At 44.1% G+C, this 18,500-nt stretch carries 18 protein-coding genes and 1 pseudogene; 12 read left to right on the forward strand and 7 right to left on the reverse strand.

Going from position 1 to position 18,500, the window contains the following annotated elements; translation table 11 throughout:
* Positions 1–6 precede the first annotated feature (6 nt).
* From AACT18_RS10705 to AACT18_RS10720, 4 genes are all read left to right on the forward strand, one after another.
* Entirely contained in the window at positions 7–1,533 is a 1,527-nt protein-coding gene (locus tag AACT18_RS10705) for a tripartite tricarboxylate transporter permease (RefSeq protein WP_017046152.1), read from the forward strand.
* Between the two features lie 140 nt (positions 1,534–1,673).
* On the forward strand, positions 1,674–2,375 hold the full coding sequence (locus AACT18_RS10710) for a response regulator (RefSeq protein WP_094125330.1): 702 nt from the start codon (positions 1,674–1,676) through the stop codon (positions 2,373–2,375).
* A 27-nt stretch (positions 2,376–2,402) separates the two neighbouring features.
* Positions 2,403–3,704: an ATP-binding protein gene (locus tag AACT18_RS10715; protein ID WP_094125331.1), complete on the forward strand. Its 1,302-nt coding sequence runs from the start codon at positions 2,403–2,405 to the stop codon at positions 3,702–3,704.
* 145 nt (positions 3,705–3,849) lie between these two features.
* Positions 3,850–4,218, forward strand: coding sequence for a diacylglycerol kinase (locus tag AACT18_RS10720; protein WP_017046154.1), 369 nt, complete (start codon positions 3,850–3,852; stop codon positions 4,216–4,218).
* 104 nt (positions 4,219–4,322) lie between these two features.
* On the opposite strand, the gene AACT18_RS10725 is transcribed toward AACT18_RS10720, so the two are convergent.
* Positions 4,323–5,414 (reverse strand): alkene reductase, encoded by a 1,092-nt coding sequence (locus tag AACT18_RS10725; RefSeq protein WP_202599050.1) that lies wholly within the window; start codon positions 5,412–5,414, stop codon positions 4,323–4,325.
* Between the two features lie 123 nt (positions 5,415–5,537).
* Here AACT18_RS10725 and AACT18_RS10730 point away from each other — a divergent pair, with 123 nt between their 5' ends.
* Complete coding sequence (locus AACT18_RS10730) at positions 5,538–6,470, forward strand: LysR family transcriptional regulator (RefSeq protein ID WP_047689171.1); 933 nt, start codon at positions 5,538–5,540, stop codon at positions 6,468–6,470.
* 93 nt (positions 6,471–6,563) lie between these two features.
* Here AACT18_RS10730 and mglC read toward each other — a convergent pair whose 3' ends face one another.
* The 3 genes from mglC to mglB all read right to left on the reverse strand — a co-directional run bounded on the left by mglC (position 6,564) and on the right by mglB (position 10,202).
* Complete coding sequence (gene mglC / locus AACT18_RS10735; RefSeq protein ID WP_013856962.1) at positions 6,564–7,571, reverse strand: galactose/methyl galactoside ABC transporter permease MglC; 1,008 nt, start codon at positions 7,569–7,571, stop codon at positions 6,564–6,566.
* A 10-nt stretch (positions 7,572–7,581) separates the two neighbouring features.
* Positions 7,582–9,090, reverse strand: a complete 1,509-nt coding sequence (mglA, locus tag AACT18_RS10740) for a galactose/methyl galactoside ABC transporter ATP-binding protein MglA (RefSeq protein ID WP_013856963.1) — start codon at positions 9,088–9,090, stop codon at positions 7,582–7,584.
* 137 nt (positions 9,091–9,227) lie between these two features.
* On the reverse strand, positions 9,228–10,202 hold the full coding sequence (mglB, locus tag AACT18_RS10745) for a galactose/glucose ABC transporter substrate-binding protein MglB (protein ID WP_026027227.1): 975 nt from the start codon (positions 10,200–10,202) through the stop codon (positions 9,228–9,230).
* A gap of 551 nt (positions 10,203–10,753) precedes the next feature.
* Here mglB and AACT18_RS10750 point away from each other — a divergent pair.
* Both AACT18_RS10750 and nqrM read left to right on the forward strand, forming a co-directional pair.
* Positions 10,754–11,239 carry a NifB/NifX family molybdenum-iron cluster-binding protein gene (locus tag AACT18_RS10750; RefSeq protein ID WP_231140389.1) on the forward strand — a complete coding sequence of 162 codons (486 nt, stop codon included), beginning with the start codon at positions 10,754–10,756 and terminating at the stop codon, positions 11,237–11,239.
* The gene (gene nqrM, locus AACT18_RS10755; RefSeq protein ID WP_013856966.1) at positions 11,239–11,442 is read left to right on the forward strand and encodes a (Na+)-NQR maturation NqrM; all 204 of its coding nucleotides are present in this window, start codon (positions 11,239–11,241) and stop codon (positions 11,440–11,442) included. The genes AACT18_RS10750 and nqrM overlap by 1 nt, the downstream gene beginning before the upstream one ends.
* On the opposite strand, the gene AACT18_RS10760 is transcribed toward nqrM, so the two are convergent.
* The gene (locus AACT18_RS10760; RefSeq protein ID WP_141138076.1) at positions 11,439–11,717 is read right to left on the reverse strand and encodes a DUF134 domain-containing protein; all 279 of its coding nucleotides are present in this window, start codon (positions 11,715–11,717) and stop codon (positions 11,439–11,441) included. The genes nqrM and AACT18_RS10760 overlap by 4 nt on opposite strands.
* Positions 11,718–11,756: 39 nt before the next feature.
* Here AACT18_RS10760 and AACT18_RS10765 point away from each other — a divergent pair, with 39 nt between their 5' ends.
* The 3 genes from AACT18_RS10765 (at position 11,757) to AACT18_RS10775 (ending at position 13,366) form a co-directional block, all read left to right on the forward strand.
* Complete coding sequence (locus AACT18_RS10765; RefSeq protein WP_019282873.1) at positions 11,757–12,164, forward strand: PaaI family thioesterase; 408 nt, start codon at positions 11,757–11,759, stop codon at positions 12,162–12,164.
* Between the two features lie 104 nt (positions 12,165–12,268).
* Positions 12,269–12,565 (forward strand): PTS fructose transporter subunit IIB, encoded by a 297-nt coding sequence (locus AACT18_RS10770; RefSeq protein WP_094125758.1) that lies wholly within the window; start codon positions 12,269–12,271, stop codon positions 12,563–12,565.
* A 6-nt stretch (positions 12,566–12,571) separates the two neighbouring features.
* Positions 12,572–13,366, forward strand: coding sequence for a PTS sugar transporter subunit IIA (locus AACT18_RS10775; RefSeq protein WP_017049830.1), 795 nt, complete (start codon positions 12,572–12,574; stop codon positions 13,364–13,366).
* Between the two features lie 2 nt (positions 13,367–13,368).
* On the opposite strand, the gene AACT18_RS10780 is transcribed toward AACT18_RS10775, so the two are convergent.
* Positions 13,369–14,271, reverse strand: coding sequence for a helix-turn-helix transcriptional regulator (locus AACT18_RS10780; RefSeq protein ID WP_017049831.1), 903 nt, complete (start codon positions 14,269–14,271; stop codon positions 13,369–13,371).
* A gap of 327 nt (positions 14,272–14,598) precedes the next feature.
* On the opposite strand from AACT18_RS10780, the gene AACT18_RS10785 reads away from it, so the two are divergent.
* Positions 14,599–16,497, forward strand: coding sequence for a PTS fructose transporter subunit IIABC (locus AACT18_RS10785; protein WP_094124954.1), 1,899 nt, complete (start codon positions 14,599–14,601; stop codon positions 16,495–16,497).
* 153 nt (positions 16,498–16,650) lie between these two features.
* A complete protein-coding gene (gene manA, locus AACT18_RS10790) occupies positions 16,651–17,847 on the forward strand; it encodes a mannose-6-phosphate isomerase, class I (protein WP_202599036.1) in 1,197 nt (398 codons plus the stop codon).
* A 119-nt stretch (positions 17,848–17,966) separates the two neighbouring features.
* Here the strand turns inward: manA and tnpA are convergent.
* A pseudogene (tnpA, locus tag AACT18_RS10795) lies at positions 17,967–18,428 on the reverse strand (IS200/IS605 family transposase).
* Between the last annotated feature and the right edge of the window lie 72 nt (positions 18,429–18,500).

Consider the following 18,500-nt stretch of genomic DNA (forward strand, 5'->3'; position numbering starts at 1 on the left):
CTGATTATGTTAGATGGAATTTTACAAGGGCTTTCTACCGCCATGATGCCAATGAACATCTTCATGGTGATTGTGGGCTGTTTCGTTGGTACTTTTATCGGCATGTTGCCCGGGCTTGGCCCTATTTCGGCCATCGCGTTGATGATCCCGATCACCTATGGCCTTGAACCATCTTCAGGTTTGATTTTAATGGCCGGCGTTTATTACGGCGCTATTTTTGGCGGCTCCACTTCCTCCATTTTGATTAATGCTCCCGGATGCTCGGCAACCGTGGTCACCGCGTTTGATGGCTACCCCATGGCGCAAAAAGGCCAAGCTGGTAAAGCGTTAGCCATCGCCGCTTACGCCTCTTTTACAGGCGGAACCTTGTCAGCGATTATGCTCTTGGTCGCAGCGCCTGCACTGGCCAGCGTGTCACTGAGTTTTCAATCCTCTGACTATTTTGCGTTGATGCTACTCGGTCTATCGGCGGTCGCCGCCTTTGCTGGCAAAGGACAAGTCCTTAAAGCATGGATGATGGTTGTTCTTGGCTTGATGCTCTCTACCGTTGGTATTGATAAAGGCGTAGGTGTGGAACGTTTTACCTTTGGCTTAACTGATTTAATGGACGGTTTTAGCTTCCTCTTGCTGGCGATGGCGACATTCGCTTTAGGCGAGACATTAATGGGTATTTTAAAACCAGAAAACGACACGCGTACAGATGAACAGAATAAAATCAGCAACTTGGGCAGTATGAAAATCACCAAAGCAGAATTTAAAGAAGCGGCTCCCGTTTCAATTCGTGCTTCCATTTTAGGTTTTTTCACTGGCGTGTTGCCCGGCGCTGGCGCAACCATCGCCGCATTTTTGAGTTATGGTATGGAGCGCAGCTTAGCGCCCAAAGATAAAAAAGAAGAGTTCGGTAAAGGGTCTTTGCGTGGGCTTGTTGCACCAGAGTCTGCCAATAACGCCGCCTCTAGCGGATCTTTTGTTCCGCTGTTGACACTCGGCATTCCCGGCTCTGGCACCACAGCGATCATGCTTGGAGCCCTGCTTTCTTACGGCATTCAACCTGGTCCTCGTTTATTTGTTGATCACCCTGATGTCTTTTGGTCTGTCATCATCTCAATGTATCTCGGTAATATTGTACTGATCATCCTTAACTTGCCGCTTATTCCATATATTTCAAGGCTATTGGCGGTGCCAAGAACCGTATTGCTGCCGATGATTTTGTTCTTCTCAATCACCGGTGTTTATTTGGTTTCGTTTAACACTATGGATGTTTACGTAATGTTGATCGTCGCGATGGGGGCGATTGCTCTACGGTTAGCCAACTTCCCGCTGGCACCACTGCTGCTTGGCTTTATTTTGGGTGGATTAATGGAAGAGAACCTTCGCCGCGCGTTGATGATCAGCGATGGGGAGTTAAGCTTCTTGTGGGAACGTCCGATCACTTTCGTGTTTACCGTGCTTGCAGTCGTGATGTTGACTAGCCCACTTGTGGTGATGCTGGCGAACAAACTTCGCTCTTCACCGACCAAAGCCGTTGAATAACAAGAGATGGTATCAATAGAAACTCATCCAACCATACAAAGACCTAGCGAAAATGCTGGGTCTTTGCTTTACTATGCACTTCAAATTTTTCCAATGTCAGCGATTGTCATGTCGTTCATCGTACCTATCTAGGAGTCTCCATGACGGATAGACACTCTTTAATCATCGTTGAAGATGATCTAAAACTCAGAGAAATGTTAACAGAATACTTTGAAAGTCAAGATATTAGCGTCGTTGCCCTTGCTGAAGGTGCCAAAGCGAGCGCGGTCATTTTAGAGCAACAACCAGATATCGTGTTACTGGATTTAATGCTACCCGGTGAAGATGGGCTGACAATTTGTAGACAGATCCGTCCGATGTACAACGGTAAGATATTGATGCTAACCGCCAGTGATGACGATTTTGATCACGTTGCAGCACTGGAAATTGGTGCTGATGATTTTGTGACAAAGCCGATTAAACCACGCGTCTTGCTTGCAAGAATGCGTATGTTACTGCGCAGAGTCGACAACGAGCCAATTCAAACCGCGAAAACCGTGCTTGAATTTGGGGCCTTGTCTCTCAATCAATCTCGACATCTGTGTGAAATGAATGGTGAGGCCGTAGCGATGACCGACAGCGAATTCGACTTGCTGTGGCTACTGGCATCAACACCAGATCAAGTCCTATCACGGGATGTATTAACCAAAGCGTTACGCGGGATTGAATACGATGGGCTTGATAGAACCGTCGATAACAAGATTGTCATTTTGCGTAAAAAACTCGGTGATGATTCTTCCACACCGAAACGCATTATTACGGTCCGAGGGAAAGGATACCTTTTTGTACCAGACACGTGGTAATGACCACGTATTTTAGAAGAAACCTGTATGCGTCGTATCTACGTTGAATCTTTTGTTGGTTTATTGCTCTTTTTTTTAGCGACACTCATTACCATTGAACTGGTCGTTTACCAGCTTGGTACTGACTACGATTACGTACTTGAAGATTATCAAGCTGAAGCATTTCATGACTTGGTCACTCGTATTTATCAGCATGAAGGTGAAGCCAACACCTTAAATGTACTAAAAAAATATGCCGATAAAACACGACAACTGATAGAGACGCATACTGAAAAGACCTTACCCTCGGATGTGCGAGCGTTTTTCTTTACCACCGCCCCCAATGCCTACACCTACTACGATGATGATCGTTTTTTATGGCTGCGCCTGACGTCCACCTCACCAATTTACAGCTTTAAACCCGATGAAGAATCACCACTGAGGCAAGCCATTTTCTTCGCAGATAATCTCTCACTTTTGCTGCTTGTCGTCGGCTTTGCACTGTACTGTGTGTTGCTGATCTGGTTCATCAGTCGGCGAGTGCGTGAATTGGAAAAAGTGACCTTAGCCTTTGCCGCTGGTGATCTAACCGCTCGCGCCTCCATCAAAAGCGGCGATAAAGTCGGCTCTTTAAACAAAAGCTTTAACTACATGGCGAGCAAAATTTCCGCTTTGGTGCTCAGCAATAAAGCGCTGAGTAATGCCGTAGCTCATGAGTTACGCACCCCTATCTTTCGGATCCAATGGCAAGCAGAAATGTTGGCCGATGAATCTCTGACACCAAAACAAGCGGCGAAAGTCGCCAGTATCATCGAAGATACCGAAGAGATGGAAACGATGGTCGATGAGCTTCTTTACTACGCGAAAGTTGAAAGGCCAGAGAACGAACTCAATATGCAGACAATTCAGCTCAATTACTGGCTCGAACCGATACTAGGTAAATGGCGTAGCAACAGCGTAGTCGAGATCCAGTTGCTGCCATTAGCACAAGTCGCCACTTTACAAGTCGATCCATACCTTCTCAAAAGAGCTCTGGATAATTTATTGGGTAATGCTCAGAAATACGCCAAAAGCAAAATAGCCGTTGAAACCTCCGTGATCAACGCAGGTCAAGCAGTGCAAATTGATATCCATGATGATGGAGAAGGGGTTGACCCGCAGCACTGGCCATTCATTTTTGATGCTTTTTACAGCGCGGATCTCTCACGTGGAGAGCGACAATCAGGCTTCGGATTAGGCTTGGCCATCGTCAAACAGATCGTTTTACGCCACAACGGCCAAGTATCGGTGGCTAAAAGTGTGTTCGGAGGCGCTTGCTTTACTCTTGTACTACCCGTGGTGGGCGTTTAATATCGGGCCACTTAAGAGAATCAGTGAACTGACGTCATTGATTCTCTTTTTTAACATGAGGGTGCGAGGCGAAGGCTATTTTACGTCTACACGTAATTCACTCATGCCCATTGTCATAGTTATTCATTATTAGGTTGTTCATTTTATGAAACCAGGTCGTACGGGTATAAAGCGTCTGTTTTATGCCACAGGTTATTCAATACAAGGGCTGAAAGCCGCGTGGCTAAACGAAGCCGCTATTCGACAAGAAACTGTCACTTCAATTTTGTTGATTACCATTACTTTCTTTTTGCCTGTCACTAAAATTGAGCAAATCATGATGATTGGTTGCTTAGTCTTAGTTGTGATTGTGGAGTTGATGAATTCCGCCGTGGAAGCCGTGGTTGACCGCGTCGGTAGCGAATGGCACGAACTCAGTGGCCGCGCCAAAGACATCGGTTCAGCTGCCGTACTGATCGCGTTGATATTTTCAGCATTCACATGGATGTTTATTCTGTGGCCTTATTACTTTTAGCGTATCATTTTGGCGCGCGTTAATGGCTCATTGCTTTATAACGGCCAACCAGTTGTAAAAAAGCCAGCAGAATCATAGAACAAACGACTGCTGGCTATCTCGATTTAGGAATGGTTTGGATAATCTGTATATCCCTTAGTACCTCCACCAAATAAGCAACTTGGATCAAATGCCGATAATGTACGGTTCATTTTCAAACGCTCGACTAAGTCTGGATTCGCAATAAAGGGACGCCCAAATGCGACTAAGTCAGCGTAGCCGTTTTCCAAGATTTGGTTTGCTCGCTCAACGTCATATCGGCCTGCAACAATAATGGTATTGGTGAACAGCTCACGTAAATGTCGGCGAAAATCTTCAGGGATTTGTGGAGCATCATCCCAATCAGCTTCTGACAAATGCAGATACGCAATACCGAGTTTCTGTAATTGCTCCGCGGCTTGTAAAATCGTTGGGACGATATCTGGGCAGTTCATATCTTTAAATGTGATGTAAGGCGCCAAGCGAACTCCAACTTTGTCAGCACCAACCTTATCAATGATTGCACTCACAACTTCCATAAGAAAACGTAAGCGGTTTTCTCTGCTGCCACCATATTGATCAGTGCGATGATTCGAATTGGTTCGCAAAAACTGATCGATCAAATAGCCATTACCACCATGAATTTCGACGCCATCAAAGCCAGCCGCAATCGCATTGTGTGCAGCATTAGCAAAATCGCGTACCACTTGGTTAATCTCTTGCAATGTCATTGCTCTTGGTTCAACGCATTCCATCATCTCACCGGCACTCCCCGGCTGTGCAATCCAGACTTTGGTATCGACTGGAGCAATAGCTGAAGGAGCCATCGGCTTTTGACCTTGTTGAAAAACAGGATGCGATACTCGCCCTACATGCCATAGCTGATTCACTATTTTTCCTCCGCGGTCATGCACGGCTTGAGTGACCTGCTGCCAACCCACTATTTGTTCTGGCGTGTATATGCCAGGAGTAAATGAGTATCCTTGGCTATCGTCTGATATTTGTGTTGCTTCAGCAATAATCAGACCAGCACTCGCTCGCTGAGCATAATATTGCGCCATGATGTCGTTGGGAACATTACCCGGTTGACTTGTCCGAGCACGCGTCATCGGGGCCATTACCAGCCGGTTATTCAAAGAAAGTGGACCGATTTGTATCGGGGAAAATAAGCTACTCATCATTCAATCGCTCTGTATTGGGTTGTTATCCATAGGCTATAACAAAAGAATCACTAAATAATCTAGCTATAATTAAAAAGAGTATTTAGGATTACTTAACAATAACTGCGATATAGAATCTTAATGAACAAATTATTGAACATGGAGGTCTTTGTTGCCATTGTTGAGCAACAAGGGTTGGCGGCCGCCGCAAAAGCCATCAATATGTCCGCCGCTTCAGTCACACTAAAACTGCAAGAGCTTGAACGCCACTATGGCGTGAAATTGCTGCAAAGAACCACACGTAAAATTGCATTGACGGAAGCCGGCGAACGTTTCTATCCATTATGTTTACAAACCTTAGCCAACATCACTGAAGTCGAGTCTTCGCTATTCGCCGAGAAAACACACTTGGAAGGCAATATAAAAATTTCAGCACCCAAAGATCTCGGGCGACAACATTTGCTGCCACTGCTCGACTCCTTCTTAGCAAGACATCCTAAAATTGTGCCTCAGATTACCTTTAGTGACAGTGTGTTAGGGATATATGAAACAAAACTTGATTTGGTATTGCGTTACGGCACACTCAAAGATAGTCAATTGGTTTCCAGAAAATTAGCAACAAGTCGCCGCGTTCTTTGTGCCTCACCCGCATATTTAGCGTGTCATGGTCAACCGACGCACCCAGAGGATCTCAAACAGCATGCTTGCTTGGGTATGCTACGCAAAAGTGAATCATTAACGCGTTGGTCTTTTCTTAAAGGAGATGTCGTTCAAGATATTCTGATCAAACCATCACGTTTGTCTAATGATGGCGAAGTGATTCGTCAGTGGGCACTCGAAGGCGCAGGTATTGCACTCAAATCACAACTCGATATTCAACCCGACCTCAATGCTGGGAAACTCGTTCTTCTCTTGGAAGATTATCGGCAAAGTTTTAGTTCACACGATTTGGCCACAGGATCGGACTTGCATCTGCTCTATCCCAATCGTGATCACCAACCGTCACGTATCAAAATATTGATCGAGGAGATTGTACGCTATTTTGAAAAACGTACGCTTCCTACTGGGCAATAGCAAAAGAGCGCCGATAAAAGCGCTCTTTGTTTATTTTATTTCGATAATTTTCGGCGATTAAATGTCGAAAATTGTATTTTTGCTCTTAGGCGGCTATTTCTTATTCGCGTACTTCATTGAGTCCAACGCGACAGCGAAAATAATAATGCCGCCTTTAATGATGTACTGCCAGTAAGGGCTCACGCCAATGTAGGTCATACCATAGTTGATCACAGTGAAGATAAGCACACCCGTGACCACACCCGCAATGCTTCCGACACCGCCAGCAAATGACACGCCACCCACAACACAGGCTGCAATCGCATCCAACTCGTACAGGAAGCCAAGGTTATTGGTCGCACTGCCGATACGGCCAGCTTCCAACATACCGCCAAACGCATAGAACACACCCGATAAAGCATACACTTTCAGTAGCGTCAGTGGCACATTAACACCAGAAACTTTTGCGGCTTCTGGGTTACCACCGACCGCGAAAATGTTCTTACCAAAAACGGTCTTATTCCACAAAATCCATGTAAAGATAATCGCGATAATGGCGTAGAAGGTTATGTACGAAAATCTAAAATCTCCAAATCGAATAAAACCTTGAGTGAATGAAGAGAAACGCTCATCAAAACCTGCAATTGGAGATGCACCCACCGAATCGTAGTAGAGAGAGTTAATCCCGTAGACGATGATCATGGTGCCTAATGTGGCGATAAACGGCGTTACTTTTAAATAAGCAACAATCACACCGTTCACTAAGCCGATGATCGCGCCGATCGCGCACACACAAAGAATCACAGCCACAATCGGCACGTCACCAATGCTGGGGAATACTTTGTTGACGTTATCAATTGATTGTAAAAGTGTTGCCGAAATTACAGCGGCTAAACCCACTTGACGTCCAGCAGAAAGGTCGGTTCCTTGCGTTACAATCAGCCCCGCCACACCCAATGCAATAATAACGCGCACTGAAGATTGCGTTAATATATTACTAAAGTTGCGTAAACTTAAAAATGATGGCTCCTGAATAATAATAATTGCCAGAAGAATAAATAGAACCGCATAGATCGCACCTTCCTTTAGGTGCTTCATTGCAAATGTTTTAACTGAATCCATAATAATTTCCCTAGAGGTAACGAGAGGCCAGCTCTAATATTTCATTCTGTGAAGTGTCTTTAGTATTAACGATTCCCGCAGCTCGGCCATTACTCATCACCAATATTCTATCGGTAATGCCTAACAACTCTGGCATTTCGGAAGAGATAATAATAATCCCTTTATTCTTTTTCGCTAATTCCAATATCAATTGATAAATTTCAAACTTTGCTCCGACATCAATACCCCGAGTCGGCTCATCAAGCATTAATATTTCTGGCTGAGTTAACAACCAACGGCCAATAATGACTTTCTGCTGATTACCACCAGACAAAGAACCGATTGATGTTTCATGAGAAGGTGTTTTTACACTCATGGAGTCAATTACCCACTGTGTATCACTCCTCATTTTTTTATTACTCAGTAAACCTAATTTGGTTTTGTATTCATCCACATTGGCAACCAAAGAGTTAAAGGTAATATCTAAATTACTGTAAATGCCGGTTGAACGACGCTCTTCTGTCACCAACGCAAAACCACTATTGATCGCTTCATGCGCATCACGGTTTTTCATCTCTCGGCCATGTAACATAATGTGGCCGTTACTACGCTCACGAACCCCAAAAATGGTTTCCACAATATCAGTGCGTCTTGAACCGACGAGCCCAGCCACACCTAAGATTTCACCTTCTCTGAGATCAAACGAAATATCCTGAATAGAGGGTTGGTTCAGTGCTGTTAAATTTTTGATTTCGAGGATAATTTCTTTTGGCACATTGGTCTTTGTGGGAAAGCGCTGTGTTAATTCACGGCCAACCATCATCGAAATGATTTTGTCCATATCGAGCCCTTTCAACGGCCTCGTATCAACCCATTGCCCATCACGCAAGATGGTTATCTCATCACAAATAGTAAATATTTCTTCCATTTTGTGAGAGATGTACACCACGCCACAGCCTTTTTCTTTCAACTTGTTAATGATAGTAAAAAGATGCGATACCTCTTTTTCAGTCAAAGAGGACGTGGGTTCATCCATGATCACAATGCGCGCGTTGTAAGAAAACGCTTTCGCTATTTCGACCATCTGCCTTTGTGATACCGATAATTTAGCCACTTTAATTTTCGGGTCTATATCAATATCGAGTTCATCAAAGATCTCTTTGGTATCGCGATACATTTTATCGTGATCGACAAAGAGTCCTTTCTTTGGGTAACGCCCTAGCCAAATATTATCCATTACAGAACATTGTAATACTTGGTTAAGCTCTTGGTGGACCATGGAAACACCCGCTTCCAAAGCTTGCTTAGACGATTGAAAATTCACATGTTCGCCTAAAAATATAATATCACCTTCGTTTTTATCATAAATTCCAAAAAGGCATTTTAATAGCGTCGACTTACCTGCACCATTCTCTCCCATTAACGCATGAATAGAGTGTGGTCGAACTTTCAAATTAACTTTATCTAATGCCTTAACCCCGGGAAACTCTTTACTCACTCCTGTCATTTCTAACAGAAATTCATGCTCTTGATTTACCATGGCATCACTTATTTATTCTTTGATTAATACCATTCAATATTAAATAAAATTTAATCAGCAATTATTTATTATTGATTGTATAAACACCCTATAAGTTAGGGAGTAAAGGGGGAATGACTTCCCCCTTGAACTTTAGGTTACTCGAGTGTCGATTTATCCACACCAACATAAGGAACACGAACAATCTTATTGGCCATTTCCCATTGAGTGCCTTCGGTTGCAGCTTTGCCGTTGGCTAAATTACGTGCAAGTTCAAATGTCGCTTTCGCTTGTGAATCTGCATCATTAAGCACAGTGCCTGCCATGTCGCCAGATTTAACTAATGCTAATGCTTCTGCTAACGCATCAACACCGAATACTGGTACTTTCGCACCCGCACCACGTAACGCTTCAATCGCACCCATCGCCATACCATCATTATTGGCAATCACGACTTCGATTTTGCTGCCGTTGGGGCCAGATAACCAAGCATCCATTTTATCTTTTGCCATGGCGGTATCCCACATACCAGTATCCATGTGTAGCTCTTCTGTTTTGATGCCATTTTCGTTAATGGTTTTCACAGAATAAGAAGTACGAGCTTCCGCATCTGGGTGACCTGGTTCGCCTTTCAGCATTACATATTGCAGTACACCGTCACCGTTTTTATCCCAAGCAGGATTGGCTTTCCAGTGTTGCGCAATGAGATCGCCTTGGATGATGCCCGACTCTTTTGAATCTGTACCCACATAATAGGCTTTGTCATATGAAGCGAGCGCTTTAGCACTCGGTTCTTTGTTGTAAAAAACGATAGGAACATCATCCATTTTCGCTTTTTGAATAATACTTGGTGCAGCTGCAGGGTCGACAAGGTTGATCGCCAGTGCTTTCACGCCACGAGCCAACATGACATCCACTTGGTCATTTTGCATTGATTGGCTGTTTTGTGAGTCATTCATCAAAACCTTGGTGTTGCCGTCATTATTTGCCTGTTTTTCAATTGCTTGGCGAACAACTGACATAAAGTTATCATCGTACTTATAAACGGTCACACCGATCGTTGTGTCAGCCATGACTTGAGTGCCGAAACTCATACCAGCCGCAAGCATGGCTAAAGTAGTTAACTTTCTCATTGAACAAGTCCTATTTGTTAGTGTTGTTATTACGTTGTGTAGGGGGAGAAACGTTAACTCTGAGAAACAGCAGTGAAAACGTTTACCTTTCAAAGTATAGTAGTAAAACAAACAATTAATGTGAACCAGTTAAAATTTCAGTTTTGAAATCGCATTTTCATGCAGTTTCTTGTGAATAGTTTGATAACTATTACAAAACTAAGTAATCATACGTAACGTAATGTAACATCGAGACCTATTTCTCTTTTTAAAAGTGCGATCCACCACGAAAGAGATCATACCTCTCAAAACACCAGATGTTAACGTTTACACTTGCGAGTTTCCAATATGCAATAGATTTAACTTTCATTTGACTGCTCACAAAGTGTAGATGAGGCTTGTTACATACGCCTGCAATTTATTCGCGTATTTTTACACCATATCGGGTCTCGATTTACCAAACAGCACCACGACTTTTAATTAATGAATTCTTACATTGTCATTCTTATTATTGGCATATGCCAGTAATAAGGTGTATTTTAAATACAAGAACCCGATAAACTTTAGGAGCCATGATGATTTATGCCATCCCTTGTGATCAAAACTCGCCTTTTAATCACTTTGCCAAAGCGCCTCAATTGATGATTGTGGACGATACCACCGCCACTAGCCAACGTATTGACGTTACTAAAACCGAGGGCAGTTGTGGCCACAAAAAACAGCTACTTGCACTGCTAAGAGAGAATAGAGTGGACGCTGTTATCGTCCGCAATATCGGACAAAATATGTTAGCAGCAATTTTAGAAAAGAAGATTGAGGTATATTACGCACCAAGAGGCAGCCAATTAACATCACTTCATCCAAACCATCTTCTGCCCGTCACCGACGTCTCTTTTGGCAAGCCTTCAGCCAATAAATCGAAGAAACGTTGTGCTAGTCAATGTGGATCGAAGAAAGTGGATAAACATAACAAACTGGCACCCAGAATGCTGTCACCAACTACCATAGAAGCGTTGAAGAAAGTGCTGAAAGTAAAAGCGATTGTCGAGGGAAAATAATGACTTATGTTATAACCTTTGCGTTTTTTATTGGCATTATTGTCTTGATGGCGATCGGTGTTTTGTTTCGCCGCCGCTCGCTGCAAGGCAGTTGTGGTGGGTTAGCAAATATCGATATTGAAAGAGAATGTAACTGCGTAGACGTTTGTGATGAGCATCAGAAGGTGTTGTATCAAATTCAAGAACCTGATCACGAGCGTTAGCGCTCAACCAACATCAACGCATGACCTTCCACCAAGCAAGTCGCGACTTTCGCTCTTGCTTGGTTAACGATATTACCAAAGGTTTGTCGCGATATGCCCATCTGCGTAGCCGCTTGTAATTGGCTAAGCCCCTCTTTATCAGCCAAACGCAACGCTTCAAGTTCTTCTAGCAGTAAATCTACTGTGTTCAATTCAGATAATTTGACACCGTTGGGTTTGAAGCATGCATACGCCACTTGACCACAAACACGACGAATTTTTTTGGGTCTTGCCATTTTCTTCTCCTAATCATTTAAAAACAGTTTGGTGAACTTATGAACATTCAACCTCCCATACAACATTGCCACTGCGCGGTGTGTTGTGCCCCGTTCTTTTCTGAAACGCACACACTGCAATTTAACCAAACAGAAACGGGGAGCGTATGCGCACAGATTGTAGCAACAGAAAAGATGCAAGGCTATCAAGGGGTCATGCAGGGTGGACTTATCAGCACTTTACATGACGCTGCCATGACGCATTGTCTGTTTGCACAGTGCATTTATGCGATGACGGCAGAGCTAAACGTACGTTATGTGCACCCTATTCCACTGAATGTACCGTTGCAAGTCGAAGCGCATCTTATCAAACAAAAACGTCACATTTACTATCTGTGCAGCACCATTTTTTATGATGGGCTTCCCTATTCTACGGCCAGTGCAAAGTTTATGTGCAAAGCCGAGTAGCCTGAGTGCTACAGTCATTAGGGTACTGGCTTAGCGTAAACTTCGGTTGAGTCACGCTTTCATCCTCCTTATACTCACTCATCATTTCTTTATTATCTTTCGTTATGAAAATTATCGCAGTAACCGCTTGTCCAACAGGCATCGCGCACACCTATATGGCCGCAGACGCACTCAAAAAAGAAGCGAATAAGCGTAATATCTCAATTAAAGTCGAAACCCAAGGAGCAATGGGTGTCGAGAACCCACTGACAGTGGCAGATATTGTCAACGCGGATCTGATCCTCATCGCTTCAGATATCGACATTGAACAGCGTGAACGTTTTGTTGGTTGCAAAACGGTTCAGGTGTCCATTGAAGAAGTGTTAACGAACGCTCAATCTGTTTTAGATCGTCATTTGTAACCGCCGATGATCACAACGCGCATCACTTTTGTTTTAAAAGCAGGCGGTCTAGTCAGCTGGCAATTAAATGAATTGAAAGATCTCAACCGCCATTTTCGCTCGGTGGTGGTGCTGTTTAACATCACGCGCGACAACAAGGCAATGCTCAACCATACACTGCAAGTGTTAAGCCTTGGTTCAAACCCGGGAGATGTATGCCAAATTGCCATTGAAGGGCTCGACGCCGAGTTGGCCTGTATGGTGATGACAGAGTATTTACGCGAGCACACACTGCTTATTTCAACATCGCACAAACAAAATGCTAAAGCGGAATTGGCGTTTGCCACCCACCTAGCTTTTCAACTGCCTTTTTCGCTACAGTGGCATTACGCCACATTAGGCTCAGTGGTTAGCAAATCAGAGGCACTCGACACGATTGCTAAGCAGATCATGCCCGCACATTGCCATGATATTTTGCATGCGCTGGAAAAAAGAGAAGCCATCTCCCCGACCATTATTGGCCGTGGAATAGCGCTACCCCATATCATTCACGCACGAGTTGCCCAGCCAACACTGGCGGTTCACTGGTTAGCAAACCCGCTATCATGGTCAGAAAAATCCGGCGATGTGTCGCTGATCATCACCTTATTACTGCCGACATCAGCGCCGCGAACCGTGATTAAACCGGTCACGCAGTTAACTCGTTGGTTGCTGGAAGAGGAACATCGTCAATGGCTACTTACGGCAAAAAGAGAAGAAACCCTTAAAGCCATTTTGCTGCACGTGATGGCTAAGCCGTGCGACCCAATACAAAATGAATAGCTTTATTGCGACAGAGTTCGATATTCAGATGGAGTCATACCCGCTTTGCTTTTAAATACGCGGAAAAAATAATTCACATCTTGAAATCCACAGCGCGTGGCCACTTCGGCTAAACGAAAGGTGTATTTCTTCAACATAAATTTTGCCCGTTCAATTCTTACCCAAGTGATGTAATCAGCAAGAGTCATGTGTCCTTGTTGGCGAAACATGCGCGATAAATGGTTGGCGGAAATGTTAAACCGCTGTGCGATGCTGTCACGGCAAATATTGCGATGAAAATTTTCTTGGATATAGATGCAGATGCCTTGATATAAATCTTCACTGCGCTTTTTAGGAGAAGCGGTCGGTTGATCAAGCATTGTGGCGCTGTAACTCAACAGAGCCAACAACAAATGTTCGTCCATTGGGCTTTTCTGAGGCTCACGTGCTAATGCATTTAGCCCTTCGAGCATGTGATCAATCGCGTGCCCAGTACGCGTTGGGATACTGTGTTTCTGAACATCATAAAAACCACTCTCGCCTTTGTGTTTACTGACCAAACTAAACCCCATTTGACGACGGCCAAATAGCAAACTCAAGACCGAACAGCTCTCTTGCCAATCGGGTTTATTCCAGCAGTTCGGGGGTATATAAAGCGCATCACCAGATAAAATGTTGACCTTACTGATACCGTGTTCAATCTCTTCGATTTCATTGCTATACACGCCGCTTAAAACCAATTCTAGACGAGGGAAATTGACTTGGTAACTGAACGCTGGCGGCGTTATTTTGTCCCCAGCAAACCATATTCGATTAAAACTTTCTCGCTCCGAGAGCAGCACTTCAATCACATTTTTAAATACTGGGATCACAAAATTCACCCTATACCCATCAATAAACGAGGCAACTATAATCCAATACCTCATGAATCACCAATCATTACGCATTCGATAACTCCGATCGAAAAAGCAAAATAATCAATTTATCTAATTGAATTAAAATAAAAAATTAATCATAAATTCAAATTATCACCCTAAAACCAAAATAAGAGCCTGATCACGTTTGCAGCCACAGGTTACAATAATCCAGTAAATGCCAGTTTCGTACACTACCACTGTTCACCCGAGGCGCTCACAATATCTCCAACAAAAAGCGCGGTGCGCAATAACAATATCCCCAAACAGTTTGAAGTTTCAGCCAACATGGCTCAGCTCTAAGTGCGAAGGGGATAAAAACCATATAGGGGACGAAACATGATCACTCAACTCATTAATGAGAACTTGATCCGGCTTGATTTGAAAGCAACATCAAAAGATGGCGTTTTCTCAGAGCTGGTCGATGTACTGTTAGAACAAGGACGCATCAGCGATAAATCGCAGTTTTTAGCCGATATCTATGCTCGTGAAGAGCTTGGTAACACTGGATTTGAAGATGGTGTCGCGCTGCCTCATGCCAAAAGTTCCGCCGTTATCTCGCCTGCAGTTGTGATAGGCATCAGCAAAAGCGGTATCGAATATGGCGCGGAAGATGGCTTGCCTTCTAAATTATTTTTCATGATAGCCTCTCCTGATGGTGGTTCAAATCATCATATTGGAGTGCTGGCAGAGCTCTCTTCTAAGCTGATTGAAGAAGGGTTCATCCAACGTTTCTTAGACGCCAAAACAGAGCAAGCAGCGCTAGATTTGTTGCTACAAAAAACCGAAAAAGCAACCGATGTTGAAGCTAATAAAGGCTTTTTGATTGGCGTAACGGGCTGCCCAGCCGGTGTTGCACACACTTATCTTGCCGCTGAAGCGCTGGAAAAAGGGGCCGCCGCGATGGGTTATCAAATTAAAGTCGAAACCAACGGTTCGATTGGGGTGAAAAACAGCCCAACGGATGAAGAGATCGCTAAAGCTGATGCGATCATCGTGGCTTGCGACAAGCAAGTTGACATGGTGCGCTTTGCGGGTAAAAAACTGATTGAAACTGGTGTTAAAGCGCCGATTCGTGATGCAAAAGGGTTGATTGAAAAAGCCCTCAGCGCACCAAAATATCAAGCCGATGCCAGTGCCAAGACTTTAGATGGGAAAGGCAAAGCGGCGCAAGCTCGCTCCGATTTATACCGCTATTTGATGAATGGTGTATCGCATATGATCCCATTCGTTGTTACTGGCGGTTTGTTGATTGCTTTAGCACTCGCTATTGGCGGCGAGCCAACCGAAGCTGGTATGGCCATTCCTGACGGCAGTATGTGGAACCAAGTGCTGAACGTCGGTGTGGTTGCTTTTACGTTGATGATCCCCATTCTTGCAGGTTACATCGCGTATGCGATCGCCGATCGCCCCGCTCTGACTCCTGGCTTAATTGGTGGTTGGATCGCTAACAACGGGTCATTCTACGGCGCAGATGCCGGTACAGGTTTTATCGGTGCCATTATTGCAGGCCTTTTAGTCGGTTATTTCATCAAATGGTTAACAAGCATCCATTTTCACAAGTTTATTCAACCACTTGTGCCAATCATGATTGCACCCATCGCAGGCTCACTCTTTATCTCTGGGCTCTTTATTTTTGTTATCGGCGCGCCGATTGCAAGCTTGATGGATGGCTTAACCGCACTACTTACGAGCATGAGCTCAGGTAACGTGATACTGCTCGGTATTGTGCTCGGTGGCATGGCTGGCTTTGATATGGGTGGCCCATTTAACAAAGTGGCATTCCTCTTCTCTGTTGGTATGATTGCCAGCGGTCAAACTCAATTTATGGGTGCAATGGCGTGTGCCATTCCAGTCGCGCCACTCGGTATGGCTTTAGCAACCGTTCTGGGCCGTAAACTGAACTTGTTTGAAGCCTCTGAAATTGAAGCAGGGAAAGCTTCCGGTGCAATGGGCTTGGTTGGTATCTCTGAAGGGGCGATTCCATTTGCCGCGCAAGATCCGATGTCAGTCATTCCAGCAAACATCTTGGGGTCGATGGTTGCAGCGGTTATGGCGTTCACTTTTGGTATTACAAACAGTGTTGCCCACGGCGGTCCTGTAGTAGCATTGCTCGGTGCCATGAATAAGCCTTTGCTAGCTTTGCTTTGCATGGCAACCGGTGCTGTAGTGACAGGTGTTGTTTGTATCACTCTGAAAAAAATGCGCCAAGCGAAATTACAACAAGCAACGGCTTAATGATCAAGCACTCTCCCCCGAGAGTGCTTGATGTTCATCAACGCTGAGCTTCTGACTTTATGTTGTACTCCCGCTTTAACTCGGGAGTTTTTTATTTCGCTTACTCTATGTACTGCTGCTTTGTTTTTATTTTGATTTTTTGTGAGATGTACTATGACCAATAACAAACAACCTTTCTTTTTGATGGACAATGTCATCCAAAACTATGCGTGGGGAAGCACGACTTCGATTCAGCACTTGTTTGATATTGCTAACCCAAACAACGTTCCACAAGCAGAAATTTGGATGGGAGCACACCCAAATGGATGCTCACAAATTCATGTGAATGGAGAACCTGTTTCGTTGCTTGAGATGATCAACCAAGATAAAACAGCGTTTCTTTCTGCTGCTACTGCAACAACCTTTGGTGAGTTACCTTATCTTTTCAAAGTACTTGCCGCAGCGAACGCCCTTTCGATTCAAGTTCACCCAAGTAAGCAAGAAGCGGAAATTGGTTTTGAGAAAGAAAACCAAGCGGGGATCCCACTCAATGCCGGACATCGCAACTATAAAGATCCTAACCACAAGCCGGAATTGGTTTACGCCCTTACCCCTTATCAAGCGATGAATGGGTTTCGCCCAATCACAGAGATTGTTGAACAATTTCAAACGCTGAATATCAATGCGATTTCAACCCTGGTCGATGCTTTTGCACACAACCCAACATCACAAGGTTTAAAAACCTTTTTTAGTGCATTGCTATCATTAACTGGCGAGCAAAAAGAACATGCGGTGAATGCATTATTAGCGTATGCCCATCATCATTCAGATGATGATGTTTTTGAGCTCATTTTAGAGCTGGCACAACAGTACCCCGGTGATATCGGTCTATTTTCTCCATTAATGCTCAATGTACTCACTTTAGCTCCGGGTGAGGCCATGTTTTTAGACGCCAGAACGCCACACGCCTACTTGAAAGGTACCGGGCTTGAAATCATGGCCAATTCAGACAACGTGTTGCGCGCTGGCCTAACACCCAAACACATGGATATTGAAGAGCTCGCATCATGCACGCTATTTGAAGAAAAACCCGCTTCAAGCCTGTTATTGAAACCTATCGAAGAAAATGGAGCATTATTGTTCCCTGTCCCAGTCCGCGATTTTAAGTTTGCGATTTACCTCAATGCCGCGCAAGTTAACGTGAAAATCAACAGTGCCGAAATTATCTTTGCCATTGATGCTGATGCGACCTTAACCCATGACAATGGTGAGTCTCTAACCGTGAAAAAAGGTCACTCAATCTTCATCCCCGCATACGCTGAACATTATCAACTGTCATCACTTGGACGTGTCGCACGCGCGTATAATTAACAGCCGACGTGATAAAAAAGTATCCACCGGCATAGCCGGTGGTTTTTCATATGCGCCTATAAGGCTTTCCTACTGGCAGCGCCCTAGCAGGCGCATAGTGATCTGACATTTGCATATGACTATTTCCTGCGGCCCGTAAACGGGCTACCTGAGTACGGGAGCGATAATTGCTCTCCCATTTTATCCTGCTCTAGTTGGTGCTTTATGTAACTTTGTATCTTCTCGGTATTTTTTCCTACCGTATCTACATAATACCCTCGACACCAAAATTCTCGATTCCTGTACTTGAACTTCAAATCTCCAAATCGCTCATATAGCATCAGGCTACTTTTTCCTTTCAAATACCCCATAAATGATGAAACACTCATCTTCGGTGGTATTTCTAAAAGCATATGAATATGATCTACGCAGCACTCCGCTTCAATAATATTCACACTTTTCCATTCACATAGTTTTCTAAGTATCTCGCCTACTGCCCTTCGTTTCTCACCATAGAACACCTGCCTTCGGTACTTAGGTGCAAAAACTACATGATATTTACAATTCTATCGCGTGTGCGCTAAGCTCTTTTCGTCCCCCATTGGGACCCCCTTTCAATTCTTAATTAACTCTTGCAGTTGCCAGACCACAAGACGTTTTTATCAAATTGAAAG

The organism is Vibrio sp. V04_P4A5T148 (genome assembly GCF_963875605.1).
Classification (GTDB): Bacteria; Pseudomonadota; Gammaproteobacteria; order Enterobacterales; family Vibrionaceae; genus Vibrio; species Vibrio anguillarum.